We start from the raw sequence: 20,393 nt of genomic DNA on the forward strand, positions 1-20,393 counted from the left end.
TTGAATATATTCTATGATTATTCTCTTAAAATAGCAGTTAGAACAATCTGTAATGGAATACGAGACAATACTTCTGAGTTTAGGCTTCTTCGCTTTTTGTGCGGGTTTAATTGATGCTGCGGTCGGTGGAGGTGGATTAGTTCTACTCCCAGCACTAATGCATGCCTTTCCCAATCAAAGTCTCGCCACAGTTTTTGGAACCAATAAAATCATTGCCATGGCAGGGACTGTATCTTCTGCATTTGCTTACTTTAAGAAAGTTACAATCAATTGGAAACTTATACTACCCACAATGTTGGCAGCATTTATATTTTCTTTTTTAGGTGCAATGTCAGTTTCATTGATACCTAAAGAGTTGATGCGTTATATTGTATTCTTTTTACTGATCTTGATTGCGATCTACACCTTTGCCAAAAAAGACTTAGGTAAAATCCATACTGTGTTACAGACGGGTAAAAAAGAAATTGCGTTAGGTTTATTTTTTGGCGCCTTAATTGGATTTTATGATGGAATTTTTGGCCCAGGGACAGGTAGTTTTTTACTCTTTCTGTTTGTGAAAGTATTTGCTTTTGATTTTTTAAATGCTTCTGCATCTGCCAAATTGGTCAATGTCGCTACCAATATTGCTGCCATGTTTTTCTTTATCCCTTCTGGGCATATTTTATGGATGGCTGGCATCATTTTAGCAGTTTGCAATGTTTTAGGCTCACTTGCGGGTACCGCTTTAGCATTTAAATATGGAAGTGGTTTTATTCGTATTTTCTTTTTAATTTTACTGGTATTTTTAATTGGCCGAATGGGCTATGACTTATTTATCGGTTAGTCATTCATACTAAATATACAAATTGAAACAAGCCCGTCAAAATTCTATAGTTAAACCACCTAATTATTCATAGAATTAATTTTCATCAAGTCATTGATCACAAATTGAGCTTATGTTTTTATATGAACTTTTAGAAACTGTTGGTTATTAATTCATTTTTTGTAATTTTAAGTCCTAGATGGTGATCCTACTGTGGGGCGACAGGGATGTCGCCGTTGGGCGGGGGTACAGGACGTACCCCTCGCCCAGCAAAAGATTTTTGTCATCTTTTCATCTCTGAAAAGTGAGGCATCGCCTACGCAATGGTATTTAAACTTTGAATGTAAGGTGTGGCATTGCAAGCTTTTTATAATCAAACAATTTATTTTTCCATGCAATTGATTTAATTTAAGATATTAATTAAGAAGAATTATATTCTTGTGTCTGAGTTTTTGACAGGTTGACTATATAATTAATGATCAAATGCTTGGTCATAAAAAATGTTCAATAAACATTTTTCCAAAAATTTAAATCTTTTCAGCTTTATCTAAAAAGTATTGTGTGGCTGCAGTTAAATCCATATCTAATTCATTGGCAATAATGGCTAACCACCAGACACATTCACCTAACTTATGCTGCAACTCTTGTTGAGCATCGCCTTTGTGTAACCACTTCCCTGTCTGCGCCATGACTAATCTCCCAACCAATCCAGCATCAGATAAAAATGCCAACGCATCCTCTTGCACTGTCCATTCAGCATGATGATTTATTCGCTCTAGCTCATGATAACGTTCTCTGATTTTTACTGAACGTGCTACAACCTCATCAACCGTTATTTTATGATCCATCATTTTGCTCGTTTAAAAATTAGAGCTTACTTGATTTTGTAAAATTGATTCGATTAGAAATGTAATACGTTCAAAATTGAGTGTGTAGCAATAATCGCTATTGATACACTTTTATGAGTGAAGCGTTCAAACATAATTTTATAAAATGATTTTTCTAAAAAAATCTAAGTAAAATCAGGACGCGCCCAGCGTTCACTCATATGCCAATTGACCAGATCAATAGCTGTATCACTTTCTAAAAATTCATTTTCATCTTCTAAAGCATCTTCATTCAGCTGATATAAGTCATTGTCTAAATCATCTGAAAATTGTTGAAGTAAATCGGTAATCGAGTTAGCGACCAAAATCCCAACATCATATTCATGATCAATAAAGATCACTTGCCCAATTTGACCTACGGCGGTGGGTGCTAAATCCACATACAAACCTGTTCGCCCACCATCGTGCGCAAACTGAACCCAATCTCGATGGTGGGCATTGGTTGGATTGATTTGTGGGTCAGCATGTTGAAGTACAAACAACTCATCAACGAGATCTGCAAGATCGGCACGTTTATTTTCAATATTGGTCAGCGATAAAAATTCCATACCATAAAATAAACTGCCTAAATTTTCCTCTTCATTCATCCCATTATGCCAACAGTACAACTGTTTAAAATCATCAGGTAAATGCTTAGAAAGCCTTTGTTCAAATTGTTCTATATCAGCAATACTTGCCGCAGGATTGAGTGATTGATTTGCGATCTTTGCAGCATGTTGCACTAACCAATTTTGTATATTTTCTAATTGTTTTTGAATCATATTCTTCTCATTAACCCTAATAACAGTCAAATAAACTTTACTGAAAAACCCAATCATTGACAATAAAAAAGCCACTTAAAAGTGGCTTTGGCTTTAGAAAATCAACTACTTTTTAAATGGAAATGCATATTTCACAATACGTCCAAGGACTTGACCATACTGTTTAAACAAACTTGCATTGTTGTAGTTTAAACCATACTTTTTACATACCGCTTCAACTTTGGGCGCCATTTTACGATAGCGACGAGCAGGTACTTCAGGGAATAAATGATGCTCGATTTGATGGCTCAAATGACCTGTCAAAATATGAAATGCTTCTGAACCAGTTAAATTCGAAGAACCACGAATCTGGCGCATATACCAATGTCCACGACTTTCATCCTGTAAAACAGTTTTAGGGAACACTTCGACATCTTTGGTAAAGTGACCACAGAAAATGATACTAAATGTCCAAATATTACGAATACCATTGGCGACTAAATTACCTGTAAATACAGGTAAAGCTGCTGGACCAGCAATCACGGGGAAGAAAAGATAATCTTTAAAAAACTGTTTACCAATTTTCTTCTGGGTCGGCTTCCACTCTTCTTTAAACTGCGCCCAAGTTTTACGTTTATAAACCAATTTACCAATTTCAAGGTTTTGGATTGCAACGCCCCATTGGAACAATAGACAGAACGGAATTGCATATAAAGGCTGCAATAAAAAACCCGGTTTCCAACGTTGCTCAGGAAATAAACGCAATAAACCATAGCCGATATCATCATCCATACCTTTGATATTGGTATAGGTATGATGCTTATAATTATGGGTCTGGCGCCAATTGTCAGAGGTTCCAACAATATCCCATTCGTAAGTTGTACCTTTAAAGCGTGGATCATTCATCCAGTCATATTGTCCGTGCATGACATTATGACCGAGTTCCATGTTTTCCATGATCTTAGCAAAGCTCAGTAAACCTGTACCCAGTAACCATGCTGGTGGAAACCAACCCGCAAATAAGCATGCTCGGCCTAAAATACTGCTATAACGAATAGCGGCATATACTTTTTTGATATATTTGGCATCTTTTTCGCCAATATCATCTAAGACTTCTTGCTTAATCGCATCTAGCTCGCGCGCTAAAGCATCTAGCTCAGTCTGGGTCAGTTCACGGTTTTTGGTGTTTTTAAAATATTGAATTTTAACTGGCATATTCATGATAAAACTCGCTTAAAGATCAATAACTAAATCAGTTTTGGCAGTATTTACACAAATTCTCAGCAAATTATTTGGTTCAAAATTTTCTTGACCATTGACTAAGTTTTTTGTGGCACCCTGTGCTTTATTACACGCGCATTTATTGCAAATACCCATTCTGCAACCATGTTCTGGTTTGATATTTTGTTGTTCTAAACCAACTAAAATGGCTTGACCTTTGGGGATTGCAACCACTTTATTGGATTTGGTTAATGTGACATTGATAAATCCGGTGTCATCAGAAATCACTGGGCTTAGGCTAAATGCTTCGCTTTTGAGTACTTTGGCCTGTTCAAATAATTGCCCAGCTGTTGCGACAAAACCTGAAGGACCACATACATACACCGTACTTTGCTCAAGATTTTTAATGATATGTAAGTATTCATTATTTAAACGTGCGTCTGCGGGTACTTCTTGGGTATAGAACACATCAAATTTAAAATCAGGATACTGTTGGGCTAATTGCTCAAACTGTTGTTTAAAGGCAACGTCTGCATTTTTTTTAACCCAATACATTAAATGTACTGGCTGACGATCAAGCTGCTGGTTCGCTGCCAATGCCTGAATCAAGCTATACATCGGCGTAATACCACTGCCTGCAGCGACCAGAATCAATGGACTGGCAACTTGAGGCAATAACATATCACCATAAGGTCGACCAAATTCAATCACCTCACCCACTTGGGCATATTCAAACAACCAGTTACTCACAATGCCTTTTTCTACTTTTTTTGCCGTGAGTAATACATGTTGCGTATCTAATTGAGTCAGACTATAGGTACGTTCATAACGACGACCATTGATTTCGACAGTGATCGGATGATGCTGCCCTGCTAACCCCATTTTAAACAAACGGTTAATTTTGATGGTTAAGCTGATCGTATCTGCGGCGGATTGTTCTTTTTCAACAATTTTCCCCAAAGCTTGTTGAACTGACCACAATGGATTAATTTTCTGTAGCCAAAAATTAGTCGTATGAGTACCTAACACCATATCAAATATAGCGTTTACGGGAGATTTTTGCTTTTCAATAGCGTGCATACTAGGCTCACCATCTGAGTGATTTTTAATTATTATACACATGTATATATATTTGTATATACGCGTGTATTGTATCTAGACATTTCATTTATGTAATGACAAAGGCTATAATGAAAAAAATATTTTAACTATTTGATACTTTATGAATCCAACGTCCGTATTACCTCAGAACCCAGCTACCCTTCAAGATCAAATTCATGAGCTTGAAAAAGTTTCTGTACGTACTGTTGGACGCAAAGCGACAATTACCAAAGAAGAATTATTCCAAGCCGCCTTAAATTTGATTGGACCGCAAAAAAGTATTTCATCTTTAAGTTTAAGAGAAGTTGCTCGTGAAGCTGGGATTGCGCCAAATAGTTTTTATCGTCACTTTAAAGATATTGATGAGTTGGCGATTGAACTGATTGATCGTTCAGGCGTGGTGCTCCGTCAAATTTTGCATGAAGCTCGAATCAAGGCAATTAGACAAAGCAGTATTATTCGCAGTTCAGTTGAAGTATTTATTGAACAACTAGATGCCGATGAAGGTAATCTAAGTTTACTACTGCGTGAAGGTTATACAGGATCAAAGCAATATAAACTTGCTGTAGACAAACAACTTAATTATTTCCAACAAGAACTCCAAGAGGATTTGATTCGAATAGAACGCATCAATCACAGTAAATTAACCCATCCTGATTTAGTCGCCAAAGCCATTACTCAGCTGGTATTTAATATGGGTGCCAAGGTGATTGATTTGCCGATTGCTGAACGTAAAGAAGTCGCTGAACAAACCATGGTGATGATTCGCATGTTACTCGAAGGTTCGCGTCATTTAGACGAAGCGCAAATTAAATAATACCTATTCTTTCATAGCCTATTAAATATAAGTATCAAGACCCAATGATCAGTCACAATCAACAAAATATTCGTGTAGGCATACTTGGTGTGACTGGCCGCATGGGACAAATGCTAGTTCAGGCCTGTCTCAATGTGGGACTAAACATTACTGTTGCTACAGCAAGAGTTGCAAGTGCAGCGATTGGTCATGAACTAGGACAGTATCTCAATCTAGCACCGTTAAATGTGCTTATTTCAGATCGTTTGGAAGACGTCATTCAGCATTGTGATGTGGTAATTGATTTCACTACAGCAGAAGCATTATCGCAACATTTAAAAATTTGTCAGCACGCTAAAAAGCCAATGATTATTGGTATCACTGGTTTATCTGAGCAATTAAATCAACACATTGCTCAAGCCACGCAAGATATTGCTATCGTGCATTCAGGCAATTACTCCATTGGTGTCAATCTTAGTGTTGATTTGGTTCGAGTTGCTGCCCAATTATTAGGTACAGGATTTGAAGCTGAAATCATCGAAGCACACCACCGACAAAAAATAGACGCACCATCAGGTACTGCATTGATGTATGCAGAAGCAATTGCTCAAGTCAGAACGAAATTGCTCAGTGATTTAGCGGTCTATCAACGCCATGCTCAGGTTGCTGAGCGAGCACCCCAACAGATCAGCTTACAAGCCATACGTGGTGGAGACATTGTTGGTGAACATAACACAATATTTTATGGTCATGGGGAACAGGTCGAAATCAAACATATTGCAAGCAATCGGATGAACTTTGCGACTGGTGCAATTCGTGCCGCAATGTGGTGTATTTCTCAACCCGCTGGCTTATATAACATGCATGACGTAATTCATTTGAATCACTCGCTTTAATAGCGCTCTATGTACTATTAAATGTACGCAGCATTAAAGTTTTTCTGATCAATCCCACGATAGTGATCTTTTATCTTTCTATAACGTTTTTTAAAGACTTTTCACCCAGTATTGAGGTCAAATATTTTCACATTGAATTAAGCTTTGTATTTAAAAATAGCTATCTCGCCGCGAGTTAGAGTGATATAAATCTAACTTGGTATTTTTATATTCCCCTATACATCAATTGTATAATTGAGCTCTATTCACATGAAACTGTTAAATGATCGTCAAAGTATTATTGCAAGTTACGTACTCATGCTGATCTTTTTGTCTTTACTGATTCCCTTGCATCTTTTAGCATCATTTTTTGCAGGTTTTGTTGTTTTTGAAATCATCAATAGTTTAGGTAGCATTACGGAGAGATATATTGATGGTCAAAGAGCTCGCCTGACCATTAGCATTATTCTAGCCATCTTTATTATTTCTTTGATTGTGCTCAGCATCACAGGGTTAATCAGCTTTGTTCAACATGATTTGCAAGGTGCGGGAATCAATGCCATCAGTGACCAAGTCGATAAAACCTTACAAAAGCTACAACTTGAAGTGGCACAATATATTCCCGGATTTATTCCTTATTCACTCACTGAATTAAAAGATCAAACCTTTGATTTAATCAAAGATAATTTATCAACCTTAAAAAGTACGGGAACAGGCTTTTTACATAATTTAGCCACCATGCTGATTGGTATGATTGTGGGGATCCTTGTCTCATTAAACCAACTGCGTCCACAGCCGGATCAGCCAGAATTTAAGCGTGCCATGATCACACGTATTGAGAATCTTTCGTCATCTTTTAAAAATGTGGTGTTTGCGCAGTTTAAAATTTCGTTAATCAATACCTTTTTATTTTTGATTTTCTCTCACCTGATCCTCCCAGTTTTTGATATACATTTACCTTTTGCCAACACCTTAGTGATCCTGACTTTTATTTTTGGATTAATTCCAATTGTCGGAAACTTACTCTCCAATACCATTATTGTGATGGCAGGTTTAACCATTTCAGTATCTACCGCAGGTATCGCATTACTTTATCTGATTTTTATCCATAAGCTGGAATACTTTATTAACGCCAAAATTATTGGCACAAAAATCCATGCAGCGTCATGGGAAGTGTTATTGGCAATGTTAGTCTTTGAGTCGTTCTTTGGCTTAGCGGGTCTAATTGTTGCCCCCATCTTCTATGCCTATATCAAGTTAGAACTTAAACAAGCCGAAATGATTTAAAGCTGAAATGATCTAAAACATAAATCATTTGAGTCATCAAGAAACCCTTCTTTTTAAAGGTAAGAAGTATTACTTTGTAAAAGAAGATAATTAAAAAAGCCTGAACTGAACAATATTACAATTCAGGCTTTTTTCCTAATAATGCGAATGTAGTTAAAAACTTTTATTCCCAGACCACTTCTTTTTTCTGTTGTGCCCAAGCGTCTAAAAATGGCTCATAGTGACTTTCAATTTTATTACGCTTAATTTTCATCGTTGGAGTGAGTAAATCATTTTCCATGGTCCATGGTTCATTGACTACAACAAAGAAGCTGATTTTTGCATGGGTCTCCAGTTCTTCATTGATCTTCAGCCTTAATGCTTTTAAGGTGTTTTCAATTTCATCTCGCTTAGGGTTCTGCTTCAGACTGTTACGGATATCTTCAGCCAACATAATAAAGGCAACTGGTTGTGGTTGGCTTGAACCACCAATACATACAGATTCTATTAAGGCCTGATTTCCGATTTTTTGCTCAGTCGGAACTGGCATGATGTATTTGCCTTTACTTGTTTTAAAAATATCTTTAATTCGACCAGTAATTTTTAACCGCCCTTCTGCATCGATCTCGCCCAAATCCCCAGTACGTAAAAATCCATCTTCGGTCATATCTTCTGCAGTTTTTTCAGGATTTTTATAATAGCCCAACATAGTTCCAGGGCTTTTTACCAGAATTTCACCATTTTCATCAATTTTACACTCCACTTTAGGTTGGGCATGCCCCACATAACCACTGGCAAACTGCCCCACACGTGTCACATGCGAATAACCACAATTTTCAGTCATACCATAGACTTCAAGTAACTCTAAACCTAAATTTCGATACCATAAAATAATATCTGTAGGTAATGGTGCAGCAGCAGTAAATGCATAACGGACATGATTTAGCCCGAGCTTGGTGAGTAATTTCTTTTTAACCAATTTACCCAACACAGGTATTTTGAATAAAATCTTTTGTATATGGAGCGGTATTTTTTCATTAACCCCCAAATAAAACTTGGTCCATAAGCGTGGTACCGAAAAGAATAGTGTGGGTTTGGCACGATTCAAATCTTCGACAAAGGTTTCAATTGAATTTGCAAAATACACGGTAAAACCGCAAACCATCAATGAAGATTGAATAAAAATACGCTCAGCAACATGTGCAAGTGGTAAATAAGATAAGGCCCGATCAGATGTTGTCACTTGATAAGTCAATCTGAGTTCACGAGCGCCAGATAAAAGCGTCGCAAAACTTTGCATAACCCCTTTAGGCACACCCGTACTGCCAGACGTATAAACGATGGTCGCTAAATCATTTTTATTGGGTAATACCGGGTTTTCTAGTGGCGCAACAGATTGCACAATATCATTCCATTGCGGTGCGTCGAATTCAGGTGATAATGCCAAACGCACACAAGCTAAATCTTGTGGAATGATTGTTTTTACCTCATTCCAGCTATCCGCTTTACCGTCCAATTTTCCAATAAATAAGAGTTTTGCTTCACTGTGGTTGAGTACATAAGCTGCACCTTCCGCATTGAGTGTTGGATAGAGTGGGACTGAGATATGACCTGACATCCAGATCGCTAAATCTGCCATAAGCCAATGCGCACTATTTTTACCATAAATTGCGATCGCACTCTTTTCAGGCAAGTTTAAAGACTGTAAATAACTCGCCATACTGCGAACTTGTTGTGCAACTTCCGACCATGTGTAATGCACCACATTGCCATTGGCCAATGGTTGTACAAACACATCTTTTTGCGGTAATTGCTTTTCCCAATGAAGTAGATAGTGCACATGGGTATCATGAAACTCAACAAAATCCTTGTTTTCCATATCATTTCTTCCATTATTTTAAGTTTTTATCTTGGCTATAGACGGTTGCTTTAGAACTTGTCTATTTGGATACACAATACTGAATGATCAAATTACATGGGTGAGTAAACTTTATCTCTAAGGAACAAATCGAGATCAAAGTACACTATTTTAATAGCATAAAAATATAAGAGCTGTATATAAGAATTCTATGTTTTAAAAATTTGTAAATTGGCTTTTTAAATACTTTCTATATTTTTAATAAAATTAAATTTTTATAAAAAACAATTTTTTAAATATCCAATAAAATCAGATAAAAACATAAAATTCAATCTAATCAATATATTCACGTCATTTGTTTTCGCTTTTACTCAAAATGTATAATAAAGATTATAATAAAAAATTTAGTACTGCTTAAACTAGACCCTACCATTCTATTTTTAAATATTTATATCATTCTAAAATATTGATTTGTGAACACAATAAGCTGTTATTTTCAATATACGGTAAAAAACAAGGAATAACGAATCCATAGAACTCGCTATTTGCCATGTTTTATTCTAGCAAGGTTCCTATAGACATCAATGCAATATACATACTCTTGGGTGTAAGCCATAACTAGTATAATAATTACTCTAATTTTTAATTCAACTTCATGGTTTTTTGGAATATTTATAGCTAAGTTTATCTGTGAGACTAACAAACCAACATACTGGGCAACCACGCAATAATAGCATTGCACCTATCAATAAGATTATACCAATCACAGGATGCGGCTGAATAAAGAATAGAATTACAATCAATAGTATAGCGCCGATTCCTCTGGCTAAATGTAAGATTACTGAAGTACTGTCAAACATATTTCTCACCTTCTTAATGGGATTTGTTATCTCTGTGGCTTTGAGTATTCAACTCTTCCCTAACCATTGCTCTTGCTCGATGAAGTCTACTCTTCACAGCCTCTATCGTTATACCTAACCTTTCAGCGACTTCTGGTGCTGTAAACTCTTCAACATCACGCATGATGAAAACCTCACGATATGTAAGGGGAAGTGAAATAATCAAATTTGTTAAATCAATACGAAGGTCAAGATCAGTGGATGAAGCTACAGTATGCTCAAGATTGGACTCATCATATGACTGCACAGGCTGATTTTTTCTAAACAATCGATAACATTCACGCTCTACAATACGAAACAACCAACTTGAAAAAGTGGCGATTGTTTTTAATGTGCCAATTTTACTGTGTAGCTGCCACAGTGCAATCTGTACAGCATCTTCAACATCTTCACTGGTTGAGCATGTTCGTCTTGCAAACCGCTTAATATCTGGTTGGCATACTGTTAATAACTTTGATAATGCCTCTTTATCACCAGCACAGGCGGCTTGGATGAGTTGTTCTGTTTCTTGCCTCATATGCTTATTCACCTATAGATTTTCGTCCAAACATGGCACATGCAGGGCAAAAGCCAAAAAAAGCTGTGATAGCAAGTATCGCCGCAGTGCTAAATCCTAAAATTTGCAAAATTCTTATATCAAGAAAATAACTTGTAGCACCTCCAACAAAAACAGCTAAACATAAGCGAACTATACGCTCCCAGACAGGTAAGTTTCTTTTAAGATAAAGCATAAATATCACCTCTTTTGAATGAATTGATGTTGATATTTATAAAGAGGGATGAAAATCGCAAAAGGATTCACTTATTTTATCTAATCAAATCACATCATTTGGAGGATTATTTATAAAGTAGGATGATCAAATTTAACTGTTCTATCAATTCTTAATGGAAACAACTTTTTATTAAAAAATTGATGTACTTAAAAATAATGAGTCAAGTACAATCACTGTAGAACATCATGAAGAATCTATCCTAAATAAATAGAAACTTTAAAATCCAATTTATATATATCAATGTAAAAAGCTCCCGAAGGAGCTTTTAGAATCTAGATAAAATTACACTAAATTAAGGTTTAACCACAACCAATACCTGAATCGCTTCTGGCGTCACAGAAATACCTTCCAATAGACTTAAACCTTCTTTCTGGAATTTCTGTAAACGTTCAATTTCATCTGCACGAATACTTGGATTAAATTGCTTTAAGTAGCTTAAACGATCAATTTCATATTGCCATTTGCTACCATAAATTTCTTTAGCTTGCTCTTTTAACTGCGGTAAAACACCTTTAGCAATATCTAAAGCTTGTGCATAGCGTTCTTCAATCACTTCACGACGTGCTTTCACCACTTGACGACAGCTATTGCTATCTAAATGATGTAAATACGGCTTAATAATTTCTGGATCAAGCTTGGCAGTAATATCTTGGCCCGTTTCAGTCAATAACACTCGAATCAATTGTGTCGGTAAGCTAGAAGGTAAATTTAATGCTTTAGGCGCAACCACATCCACTTTAAACCAAACTTCCAACAAAATCGTGCCTTGTTTAAGTGCATTGGTTTTTAGAATCGCAACATTGGTACTACCAAAAGATTGGGTACGGATAATTTCCATCACACTTTCAGTAAACGGATGTTCAAGTGTTAAATATTGCGCGTCTTCACGGATCTGTGCCTGATCACGATAGAAGGTTGCAGTCATACCCTCTTCGTCAATATCCAAGCCTTGCACTTGCATTTGATCGGTTGGTTTAATAATCACCGTACCATTGCTTTGCTCATCAAAGTCAATGTTGGTTGATGCCATAAACCGCTTCATAAACATTGGCAACAAAGTATTGTCATCATAGTCTTCAAGCGCAGTAACAATTTCTTGTGCCACGATCGGACGACATGAGTTGTATTCCAATAAACGGTCACGACCATCTTGCAATTCAACTTCAAGTGCTTGACGCTGTACATTGACCGCTTCAAGAAGCTCTTCAAAGGCTTGGCCTTTATCATCCAATAAGCAATCTTTTAAATCGACAATAAAGTTTTCTTGTAAGGTTTGTGCTGTAGGCGAAATATTACTGAAAATATTCAGCGCTTCATTATACCAACGGAACATACGCTCTTGCGCTGTACCTACAAGATAAGGCACATGAATCTGAATACGGTTTTCCTGACCAATACGGTCTAAACGACCAATACGCTGTTCAAGTACATCTGGATTTGCTGGCAAATCAAACAACACAAGATCAGAAGCAAACTGGAAATTACGCCCTTCTGAACCAATTTCAGAACACAGTAAAATCTGTGCACCATAAGAATCTTCAGCAAAATAAGCCGCTGCTTGGTCACGTTCCAATAAGCTCATGCCTTCATGGAACATTGCGGTGCGGATACCCGCATGGATGCGTAAAGCATTTTCAAGTGCTTCAACAACTGGACCACTACGTGCAATCAGCAATACTTTTTTATGTTTTAAATCAGAACGTAATCGTTCCATCAACCACATAACACGTGGGTCTGTTTCCATCCATGCGCCATCAAGTTGCAGCTCTTCTGGCCACATTTGTTCGCGTAATTTTCCATCTTTAGACCAGTTTTCTGGTGCTGGCAATGGTGCAGGTTGGCAATCACGTCCAGGGAAACCTTGAATTGCTTCACGGGTATTACGGAACAAGATACGACCTGTACCATGACGGTCTAAAAGCTCATGAATTGCACGGAAACGATGTTCAGGCTGATCTTCAATCGGATGACCTAATAATTTTTCAACTGCTGCCAAATGTTCCGCTTCAAGTGGCAAATCTGACATCAACACTTCAGCAATTTTAGCAGTGTGATGATATTGCTCTTCTTCATCAAGGAAACGATCAAGCGAACTAAAACGTTGTGGATCAAGTAAACGTAAACGGGCAAAATGGCTTTCTACACCTAACTGTTCAGGTGTTGCAGTTAAAAGCAGCACACCTTCAGTTTTTTCAGCAAGCTCTTCAACAAGGTCATAACGGTCATTACCGCCTTCCTCTTCACTCCACATCAAATGATGCGCTTCATCGACCACCAACAGATCAAAACCAGCTTCAATGGCTTGCTCACGCAAATCATCATGATCAATCATCAAATCTACTGAAGCAATGATACATTGTTCAGTCAGGAATGGATTGAGTTCAGGATCATGCTCTTTGATTGAAGCTGTACGAGTAAGATCAAACAATGAGAAATTCAAATTGAAACGACGACGCATTTCAATCATCCATTGATATTGTAATGAATCTGGCACAAGAATCAGAATTCGCTCAGAACGACCCGTTTTGAGTTGTTGATGGATGATGAGTCCCGCTTCGATTGTTTTACCTAAACCGACTTCATCTGCAAGTAATACACGAGGTGCAAATCGCTTACCCACTTCATGTGCAATATACAGCTGGTGTGGAATCAAGCCTACACGCGCACCAACCAAACCACGTAATGGTGACGTTTGCATATTGGCTTGCATTTGCATCGCTTCAATACGTAAGTCATACCATTCTTTATAGTCAATTTGGCTTGCCAATAAACGTTCTAAAGGCTTTGACAATTGAATTTGTGCGCCTATACGCGTTTCGTTTAACGCTTTTTTCTCTTGTTCACCATTATCTAATGTACGAATAACATTGTAACGAATCACACCACTGCGATCGTCTAAAGACTCGACAATCCACTTGATGCCTTCTTGGTCTTGAACTTCATCATTGATATTAAAAACAATACGAGATAATGGGGCATTATTACGTGCATAGACACGAGTTTCGTCACTTTTTGGAAAAAGAATACTGATTGAACGTTCATCGACGTCAATCAATACACCTAAACCTAACTCAGTTTCTGTGTCCGATAACCAACGTTGACCTATAGCAAATTGTTGCAATTTTTCCACCTTTATCTCATGTTAGGGCTAAAACACGGTTGCTCAAATCAGGAGAATATTTGAACAAAGTTTATACCCATTACGCAATACTTTTTGACATAAAGCTCATTAAATTTTGAGCGACTTAATTTCAACTTAAAAATCTAAACTAAAACGGAACTGGACAATCAAATTGTACAAGCTCCTCTGTTTTAGGATGATGAAAACTCAGTTGTTGTGCATGTAGACAAAGTCGTGGCATAAGCTGCTGTTGTTCTACAGTTGCATATAAAGTATCACCAATAATAGGATGTCCTAAATATTGCATATGCACGCGTAACTGATGTGACCGTCCTGTAATTGGTGTTAACTCAACACGGGTTACAGCCTGTCCTTGAATTTGAAAATGTTGGGTTGCTTTCCAATGTGTTAATGCAGGCTTGTTATGTTCTGGATCTGCAATATGTAAGGGTGGATGTTCTGGATCATAAATCACAGGAACATCAACTGTGCCTTCACCATGTAAAGTGCCAGCAACAACAGCTTGATAGGTTTTAGAGGTTTGACGTTCTTGAAACTGTCTAGAAATACTTTTTTGTCCCCATTTACTCAGTCCAAATACCAAAATCCCAGAGGTATCGCGGTCTAAACGATGAATGAGTAAAGTCTTAGGCTCGATTTTTAATAATCTGTTGATAACACAATCTTGTAAATCTGCTGTTTTTCCTGGAACTGTGAGTATACCTGCTGGCTTATGGATCACCATAAAATCATCATCACGATGGATCAGGTGTTCGGTTAGAAAATTACTCAAAGTTCAGTTCCAATGATCACGCAAACAAGCAGGCAATTCTAAGAATCTTGGAATGAAATTACAATCAAAATTATCTGATTTATTCGATTATTCTAAAGAAAGAATAATAAATCGTACAATTGCTTTAAATTCATTGGCAATTTACAAGACAATCAAAAACTTTAGATACATTTTGCCAATCAATTGTGGGGAAAGTGGATTAATTCATTGAAAAAATAAATTATTGTCTATTTTTTGGTAAGTTAAAAACTTAACACCCTATTTTTTTAATGGTATAAACAATACCTTAAGATTAAATGAGCAAAATATGAATAAATTAAATTATAAATCTACATTGTCCATTTGTATTATTTCCGCATTTGCCATGACCGGCTGTGCAACTTCAACCCTTTTAAAGAAAGACAATGGTGTTCGTACCCGTAATGTTCAAACCGTATTGGTCAATGATACGGTTTTAGCATTTGGCAAACCATCACAAGCAATTTCGGCCCTACCTTCTGACAGCATTGTCATTGCAGGGCAAAAAAATAGTTATGTCATCACCAGTGGTGGTGCTCGATTTGTCAAAGTGATCACAGGACTTGATCCAAAATTTATTCAAATTGATAAAGCGCTGACCTTCAATTCAGAAAAAAATGATGGGCATTTTTCAGGAACCCTACCACTCAAATATGTCAAACTTTCTGAAGATGTCACTAAACAAGATCGTGCATTCTTTATTGAAAATGGTGCAGAAGAATGTACCACCTCAAGTGATCAACGTCTAAAAGCGCAACGTTTCTGTTTTAACATTACCTTATCTGGTCTGGTTTACCCTTCTGCTTCTAATATTTCATCACTAAAAGCACTGAGTAAACCCTATCAAGTCAGTATCTATACCACTCAAGAGGTAAAAGATTACTCAAAGGCTGGCAGTAAAACTGCAGATAAACTGGTGTTATTCCCTTTTGCTGTCGCTTTTGATGTAGTGACGTTACCGTTCCAAGCGCTTCATAAGATTTTTGATTGATTGAAAATAATTCAGGATATTGCATACAATATCCTGAATCTTAGCAAATATAAAAATACGATTCTCAATAGCATGATTCCACTTTCTTTTAACTATCTTTGGATTTTCTTTGTCGTTGGCTTTGGGACCATTATTTTTAGTCTATTTGCGATTGGATTAATATTTAGCTCAAAATTCAGAAATACCCTTAGGCATGGCAATATTTTTATTCAGTCTCTATTTGTCTGTAGTGTACTCTGCGTTTTTTTGAGCTTGATACTTTATTTCCTTGTTCTATATACAAAAAATGAGATTGAAAAAGAGCATCATTCCATACATAAAACATTAAGTTCGCCTGAGAAAATTTTAGGCATTCAAATGCCACAAGGGACTGAACTTGAATTATTTGCACCCGATCAATTGACCTCATTGAGACAAGCCAAATTTCCCCAACCCGTATTATTTGGAAAGCTGCAAATTAACAGCATGAAAATTCCTCGTGGTATTGATTTGGAACTTTTTGATGATCGTTCAACCACATTAATGGGTACAGGTAAGGATACGATCGAAGGTTGGAATTGTCAGCTGATGAGCTATATTCAAGTCTATTTAGATGATGCTGGCAACATCATTGGTTTAGAGCACTGTAATCTTGCTCAAGATACGCAGCTAGAAAATATTATACTTGTGGCACAGGCAGATATTGAACGTTCTAAATATCAAAAATATCCAGACAACTTTGTTTCTACAGATTACTGGCGGATTCACAATCCTCTCACCCAATACAAAGCTGTTTCCCTACAATGGGCAAATGTCTATTTGGATCAAAATAAACAACTCATCGGAATTGAAAATGGCACACTGACAGAAAAATTAACCTTAGGCGATATTCAATATCCAGCAAATACTGAATTCAATTTATTGGTTCATCCTTTAACACAAAATGAAACTTGGTTATTTACCCCGCCCAGTGATCAAAATGCGGTTGCTCGCAATGGCAAAGTCTATACGCATGATCAAACGATTTTTCAGCGCCCTAATGGCAAAATTGAACAAATCCTCAATAGCAATGATCCTAGAATTTTAGCCCGAAGAATGAATCACTAATGCTTAAATATTGATATTCCCAACAGTATAGGCATTTTTCAAGGTCTTTTATTTTTATCTCTAATATTTATTTACAATTATTCATTTCAATTTTCAAATTCTTGACCACATGCTTCGTGTATAACAATTTGCTGCCATGTAAAGATAAATAGAATTCTGCTAGCCTAATCAACAAGGTCAAGAACTGGCTTTTAAACTCGATCAGCACTCATAAAATTAAACGCAAAGTACCAAAAATTAGATATTTTTTTTAACTTTTAAGCTGTTTGATAAAAAAACAAACAAATTCACAAAGATTCTGTTGTAAAAAACAACAAAATCTTTATAATCCAACTAAACAGACAAGTCTGTATAATTTGCTGAAAAAAACGAATGACCAGTGCATTCAGAGGGTATAAGAATAAATATAAGAAGATGCTTCAAGCATCTCTTTACCTAACAATTTATTGTTATGACAATAAATTGTTAGGTATATAAAAAACTTATCAGCAAAGCGCGATTCACTTCAAGTGATCGCGCTTTTTTATTTTCAAGTTTTAAGGAAAAATTAAACAGATCAACAAGCGCAAATATTGATTACGGTTGCAATCTGCGATTATTCAACAAACTTAAAGGTTAAACTGAACTTGGTTGGGCTAGAGCCAATTCCATCTGAATCAGGGTCTCTACCCGTCTCCAATAATCATCCAAACACACTTGCTGAGGATCTATTTGCGCCTGAATCGTCATTCCGTCAAGAAGACTCGACAAGAAAGAAGCAAGTTGAATATCTTGCTTGACACCTAAATGACGCAATGCATTACTCAAATGCCCTTTTAACCATTCTTTATAGTCAGTCGCAGGTTGGAGTGATGATGGATAAACTTTTGAAATTTCTTCTACGGCTTTTTGGAACATACAACCATTAAAATCTTCGCTATGAAACCATGCGTTATACCAAGTGAAGATGGCTTTAATATGAGATAAATAATCTTGTGGATCACATTTAGCGATTGCAGCATCTAATGATTCTTGCAAATTGAGATTTCTCGTGACCAAACATTCTTCAATCAATTTGGCTTTAGATGGAAAATATTTATAAAAAGTCATTTTTGCAACGCCAGACTCACTAATAATTCGGTCTATACCGATAGAATTATAACTATATGTATTAAAGAGATTCAACGCTGTATTAATGATGTCCTCTTTTTTTGACATTTGTTTTTACCTGATGTACAAAAATTTAAGATTAAAATTAAAGCATTAGCTTATAAGAACAGCACATAAATACGAATTACTTCAAGTGTATGCTAAGAATTATATCTTAAATTCATATGAATACTGAGTTTTTATAAAAAAACATCAAGACTACAAAGGCAAGTATATGAAATATAAAATATTAAACCTGTATAAATACTAGCAAAACAAATTGTTTTTTACTATTATAAAAACGGCAAAATTAAAATTTTAATGCAGCATATGAGCATATTATCTTTCACGCAATCTGAACATACTCGTTTCGAGTTGCTGCATTTCATTCAAAATTCCTTGCAACCTGAATTATGGCAGCAAAATACTCAAGCTATCGCAAACTTAAAACGGCAAACACACTGTCATATTTTATTTAAGCATCCCATATTAGTCCAGTTGAATCAAAGCCAGCTGACGCTTGAACAGCTTAAATTCATTCATATTAATTATTTTACGGCGATTGTTAAAAATTTTACAGATGCACTTAGCATGGTAATTTATCAAGCCGTTAGCCTCGAAAAAAACCATAATATTCATCCAGAAAATAGGATTGCAGCTAAAATATATGCACGCTACTTACTGTCGCTAAACTTAATTGATGAACTGGGTTTCAATACACACCAACTCGAAAAAAGCGCTGCATCCAAATCACATCTGGTTTATTTTTTAAAATTGATGCAGCAGTTGGAATTAGATCCATTAGATCAGCAACAGACTGAAATAGAAGCTTTCGCATTGGCTCAATTTATTCACCAACATATCAATTCTTATACAGAATTATTGCTCATTTTGGCTTGTACAGAATTGCAAGTCATAAAGTTTAGTGAAGCACTCCGCAACAACATGTCGATTTACAACAGTAAATTTATTGAAGGTTATTATGCTTGTCATGGGCTGGCTGATCAAAATGACGCGACCCTTGCCAATGATGACAACCATCAAGATGACATTTGGACCCTACTGATACAATGCTATGATCAAAACAACCAACAGTATTTGGACCAAGTCCAGTCTGAGTATTTAGAACTCTGGAATAATTTTTGGAGCAAAATGGCAACCCGTATAGTTGAAATTTAAGTGCTTGCTTCATGATGGTTTTTTGATCCCATTGCTGAGATCAAAAATACCTTATTGTGGTTTAGATGAGCGTCATTGTAGTATTTGTTGAATCGGCATATTTTGTTTACGTTCTTGTAATGCTTTCTTCATCACCTGATAACCGCCTGTTAAGCCTAAAGTCGCCATAATCACAGCCACAATAATATCTGGCAACATGCTTCCTGTACCAAACACCCCAATTGCTGCAAAGATTACTGCGACATTTCCAATCGCATCATTACGACTACACAGCCAAACAGACTGCATATTGGAATCCCCATCTCTAAAAGCGTAAAGCACAAGGGCTGAAATCACATTGGCGATTAAAGCCAATACACCAATCGCTCCCATGGTAATCGCTTCTGGAGGGATCCCTTTCGTATAAGCATAAATCGTTTTCCCAATCACGACAAAACCAAAAATTGCCATGATTGCCCCTTTAAATAAGGCAACGGTCGCTCGCCAGTACAGACTTGCGCCTAACACCGCTAAAGAGACGGCATAATTGACCGAGTCACCAAAAAAATCCAGAGAATCCGCCCAAAGTGCAGAAGAATGTGCATACGCCCCACCAATCAATTCAACAAAAAACATGGCAAGGTTAATAAACAGTGCAATCCATAAAGCCGTTCTAAACTTGCTATTCGGTTTCTGTGGTGCAGGTTCATGACTACATGTACACGTCATGACACTTCTCCTTGATTCAATATAAATGGACTTATCTGCTTATTTTCAGTCAAGTTGGCGCTTTAAAGAAAATCAGCACATGCGTCAACAATGATGAAAAAATCAGCTATACTGCTATTTAAAACTATGGAGTTAGTCCAAGGTCAAGTTG

The 20,393-nt window shown here is 36.5% G+C and carries 18 protein-coding genes; 7 read left to right on the plus strand and 11 right to left on the minus strand.

The window, feature by feature from the left end; translation table 11 throughout:
* The first annotated feature begins 52 nt into the window (after window positions 1-52).
* On the plus strand, window positions 53-823 hold the full coding sequence (locus tag GJV03_RS08745) for a TSUP family transporter (protein WP_004721696.1): 771 nt from the start codon (window positions 53-55) through the stop codon (window positions 821-823).
* Between the two features lie 506 nt (window positions 824-1,329).
* Here GJV03_RS08745 and GJV03_RS08750 read toward each other — a convergent pair.
* The 4 genes from GJV03_RS08750 to GJV03_RS08765 all read right to left on the minus strand — a co-directional run bounded on the left by GJV03_RS08750 (window position 1,330) and on the right by GJV03_RS08765 (window position 4,730).
* Entirely contained in the window at window positions 1,330-1,650 is a 321-nt protein-coding gene (locus GJV03_RS08750; protein ID WP_154129901.1) for a MazG-like protein, read from the minus strand.
* A 164-nt stretch (window positions 1,651-1,814) separates the two neighbouring features.
* Window positions 1,815-2,450 carry an SMI1/KNR4 family protein gene (locus tag GJV03_RS08755; protein WP_154129902.1) on the minus strand — a complete coding sequence of 212 codons (636 nt, stop codon included), beginning with the start codon at window positions 2,448-2,450 and terminating at the stop codon, window positions 1,815-1,817.
* Between the two features lie 105 nt (window positions 2,451-2,555).
* The gene (locus GJV03_RS08760; RefSeq protein WP_004721703.1) at window positions 2,556-3,650 is read right to left on the minus strand and encodes a fatty acid desaturase; all 1,095 of its coding nucleotides are present in this window, start codon (window positions 3,648-3,650) and stop codon (window positions 2,556-2,558) included.
* A gap of 12 nt (window positions 3,651-3,662) precedes the next feature.
* Window positions 3,663-4,730, minus strand: a complete 1,068-nt coding sequence (locus tag GJV03_RS08765) for a ferredoxin reductase (protein WP_154129903.1) — start codon at window positions 4,728-4,730, stop codon at window positions 3,663-3,665.
* Window positions 4,731-4,872: 142 nt separating this feature from the next.
* On the opposite strand from GJV03_RS08765, the gene fabR reads away from it, so the two are divergent.
* The 3 genes from fabR to GJV03_RS08780 all read left to right on the plus strand — a co-directional run bounded on the left by fabR (window position 4,873) and on the right by GJV03_RS08780 (window position 7,709).
* Window positions 4,873-5,568, plus strand: coding sequence for an HTH-type transcriptional repressor FabR (gene fabR / locus GJV03_RS08770; protein WP_004721706.1), 696 nt, complete (start codon window positions 4,873-4,875; stop codon window positions 5,566-5,568).
* Window positions 5,569-5,612: 44 nt separating this feature from the next.
* On the plus strand, window positions 5,613-6,443 hold the full coding sequence (dapB, locus tag GJV03_RS08775) for a 4-hydroxy-tetrahydrodipicolinate reductase (RefSeq protein ID WP_004721708.1): 831 nt from the start codon (window positions 5,613-5,615) through the stop codon (window positions 6,441-6,443).
* 249 nt (window positions 6,444-6,692) lie between these two features.
* Window positions 6,693-7,709, plus strand: a complete 1,017-nt coding sequence (locus tag GJV03_RS08780; RefSeq protein ID WP_105714264.1) for an AI-2E family transporter — start codon at window positions 6,693-6,695, stop codon at window positions 7,707-7,709.
* A 163-nt stretch (window positions 7,710-7,872) separates the two neighbouring features.
* Here GJV03_RS08780 and GJV03_RS08785 read toward each other — a convergent pair whose 3' ends face one another.
* The 5 genes from GJV03_RS08785 to GJV03_RS08805 form a co-directional block, all read right to left on the minus strand.
* Window positions 7,873-9,567, minus strand: coding sequence for an AMP-binding protein (locus GJV03_RS08785; RefSeq protein ID WP_154129904.1), 1,695 nt, complete (start codon window positions 9,565-9,567; stop codon window positions 7,873-7,875).
* A gap of 852 nt (window positions 9,568-10,419) precedes the next feature.
* Complete coding sequence (locus GJV03_RS08790) at window positions 10,420-10,962, minus strand: RNA polymerase sigma factor (RefSeq protein WP_154129905.1); 543 nt, start codon at window positions 10,960-10,962, stop codon at window positions 10,420-10,422.
* A 4-nt stretch (window positions 10,963-10,966) separates the two neighbouring features.
* On the minus strand, window positions 10,967-11,176 hold the full coding sequence (locus GJV03_RS08795; RefSeq protein ID WP_151801963.1) for a DUF2892 domain-containing protein: 210 nt from the start codon (window positions 11,174-11,176) through the stop codon (window positions 10,967-10,969).
* A gap of 334 nt (window positions 11,177-11,510) precedes the next feature.
* Window positions 11,511-14,348, minus strand: a complete 2,838-nt coding sequence (rapA, locus tag GJV03_RS08800) for an RNA polymerase-associated protein RapA (RefSeq protein WP_105714262.1) — start codon at window positions 14,346-14,348, stop codon at window positions 11,511-11,513.
* A 139-nt stretch (window positions 14,349-14,487) separates the two neighbouring features.
* Window positions 14,488-15,132 (minus strand): RluA family pseudouridine synthase, encoded by a 645-nt coding sequence (locus GJV03_RS08805; RefSeq protein ID WP_004721716.1) that lies wholly within the window; start codon window positions 15,130-15,132, stop codon window positions 14,488-14,490.
* Window positions 15,133-15,439: 307 nt separating this feature from the next.
* Here GJV03_RS08805 and GJV03_RS08810 point away from each other — a divergent pair, with 307 nt between their 5' ends.
* Both GJV03_RS08810 and GJV03_RS08815 read left to right on the plus strand, forming a co-directional pair.
* Window positions 15,440-16,141: a hypothetical protein gene (locus tag GJV03_RS08810; protein WP_004721717.1), complete on the plus strand. Its 702-nt coding sequence runs from the start codon at window positions 15,440-15,442 to the stop codon at window positions 16,139-16,141.
* 357 nt (window positions 16,142-16,498) lie between these two features.
* Complete coding sequence (locus GJV03_RS08815; protein ID WP_227548137.1) at window positions 16,499-17,227, plus strand: hypothetical protein; 729 nt, start codon at window positions 16,499-16,501, stop codon at window positions 17,225-17,227.
* Between the two features lie 615 nt (window positions 17,228-17,842).
* Here GJV03_RS08815 and GJV03_RS08820 read toward each other — a convergent pair.
* Window positions 17,843-18,424, minus strand: a complete 582-nt coding sequence (locus tag GJV03_RS08820; RefSeq protein ID WP_004721722.1) for a TetR/AcrR family transcriptional regulator — start codon at window positions 18,422-18,424, stop codon at window positions 17,843-17,845.
* A gap of 261 nt (window positions 18,425-18,685) precedes the next feature.
* On the opposite strand from GJV03_RS08820, the gene GJV03_RS08825 reads away from it, so the two are divergent.
* Complete coding sequence (locus GJV03_RS08825; protein WP_154129906.1) at window positions 18,686-19,534, plus strand: hypothetical protein; 849 nt, start codon at window positions 18,686-18,688, stop codon at window positions 19,532-19,534.
* Window positions 19,535-19,606: 72 nt separating this feature from the next.
* Here GJV03_RS08825 and GJV03_RS08830 read toward each other — a convergent pair whose 3' ends face one another.
* Window positions 19,607-20,242: a cation transporter gene (locus GJV03_RS08830; protein ID WP_154129907.1), complete on the minus strand. Its 636-nt coding sequence runs from the start codon at window positions 20,240-20,242 to the stop codon at window positions 19,607-19,609.
* Between the last annotated feature and the right edge of the window lie 151 nt (window positions 20,243-20,393).

It is taken from the genome of Acinetobacter sp. RIT698 (assembly GCF_009668065.1).
GTDB lineage: Bacteria > Pseudomonadota > Gammaproteobacteria > Pseudomonadales > Moraxellaceae > Acinetobacter > Acinetobacter guillouiae.

Excerpts from the sequence above, each read along its gene's own strand:
- dapB (WP_004721708.1), top strand. The coding sequence starts at position 5,613 with ATGATCAGTCACAATCAACAAAATATTCGTGTAGGCATACTTGGTGTG.
- GJV03_RS08745 (WP_004721696.1), top strand. The coding sequence starts at position 53 with ATGGAATACGAGACAATACTTCTGAGTTTAGGCTTCTTCGCTTTTTGT.
- GJV03_RS08765 (WP_154129903.1), bottom strand. The coding sequence starts at position 4,730 with ATGCACGCTATTGAAAAGCAAAAATCTCCCGTAAACGCTATATTTGAT.
- fabR (WP_004721706.1), top strand. The coding sequence starts at position 4,873 with ATGAATCCAACGTCCGTATTACCTCAGAACCCAGCTACCCTTCAAGAT.
- GJV03_RS08810 (WP_004721717.1), top strand. The coding sequence starts at position 15,440 with ATGAATAAATTAAATTATAAATCTACATTGTCCATTTGTATTATTTCC.
- GJV03_RS08785 (WP_154129904.1), bottom strand. The coding sequence starts at position 9,567 with ATGGAAAACAAGGATTTTGTTGAGTTTCATGATACCCATGTGCACTAT.
- GJV03_RS08815 (WP_227548137.1), top strand. The coding sequence starts at position 16,499 with ATGCCACAAGGGACTGAACTTGAATTATTTGCACCCGATCAATTGACC.
- GJV03_RS08755 (WP_154129902.1), bottom strand. The coding sequence starts at position 2,450 with ATGATTCAAAAACAATTAGAAAATATACAAAATTGGTTAGTGCAACAT.
- GJV03_RS08825 (WP_154129906.1), top strand. The coding sequence starts at position 18,686 with ATGAGCATATTATCTTTCACGCAATCTGAACATACTCGTTTCGAGTTG.
- GJV03_RS08750 (WP_154129901.1), bottom strand. The coding sequence starts at position 1,650 with ATGGATCATAAAATAACGGTTGATGAGGTTGTAGCACGTTCAGTAAAA.
- GJV03_RS08780 (WP_105714264.1), top strand. The coding sequence starts at position 6,693 with ATGAAACTGTTAAATGATCGTCAAAGTATTATTGCAAGTTACGTACTC.
- GJV03_RS08760 (WP_004721703.1), bottom strand. The coding sequence starts at position 3,650 with ATGAATATGCCAGTTAAAATTCAATATTTTAAAAACACCAAAAACCGT.
- GJV03_RS08820 (WP_004721722.1), bottom strand. The coding sequence starts at position 18,424 with ATGTCAAAAAAAGAGGACATCATTAATACAGCGTTGAATCTCTTTAAT.
- GJV03_RS08830 (WP_154129907.1), bottom strand. The coding sequence starts at position 20,242 with ATGACGTGTACATGTAGTCATGAACCTGCACCACAGAAACCGAATAGC.
- GJV03_RS08790 (WP_154129905.1), bottom strand. The coding sequence starts at position 10,962 with ATGAGGCAAGAAACAGAACAACTCATCCAAGCCGCCTGTGCTGGTGAT.
- GJV03_RS08795 (WP_151801963.1), bottom strand. The coding sequence starts at position 11,176 with ATGCTTTATCTTAAAAGAAACTTACCTGTCTGGGAGCGTATAGTTCGC.